1 protein-coding gene is annotated in these 398 nt (G+C 34.4%); it reads left to right on the top strand.

The window, feature by feature from the left end:
* The coding region (locus CHM34_RS18720; protein WP_141201797.1) for a DUF1444 family protein at positions 1 to 344 on the top strand (344 nt) is incomplete at its 5' end.
* Positions 345 to 398 lie beyond the last annotated feature (54 nt).

The raw sequence follows: 398 nt of genomic DNA, 5'->3' as shown, positions 1-398 counted from the left end.
GTTCCATCCAATTTGATTATAAAACAGATACCGTACAAGGCAATGATTTTCATTTTGTTGCATTACAAGATGGATATGATGCAAGTCGAATTTTGCAAGAATCATTTTTAGATGAAATGTTCGAAAAAAGTACTGGTGAAGTTGCTGTCGCTGTTCCACATCAAGATGTGTTGATCGTTGCAGATATCCAAAATGATACAGGCTATGACATTCTTGCACAGATGACGATGCAGTTTTTTGCAGAAGGAAGAATCCCAATTACGTCGCTTCCATTCATTCATGACGGCGATAAATTGGAACCAATTTTTATATTAGCGAAAAACAAACCAAATAGTAAAAAATGATTTGGTAAAATGGTAGAATTCTTGGTAAAATGAATAGAATACTCCATGTGAAGA

It is taken from the genome of Paludifilum halophilum (genome assembly GCF_002245355.1).
GTDB lineage: Bacteria > Bacillota > Bacilli > Thermoactinomycetales > DSM-45169 > Paludifilum > Paludifilum halophilum.
Note: the sequence above shows the minus strand (reverse complement) of the source record. Positions and strands in the feature narration are given on the sequence as shown.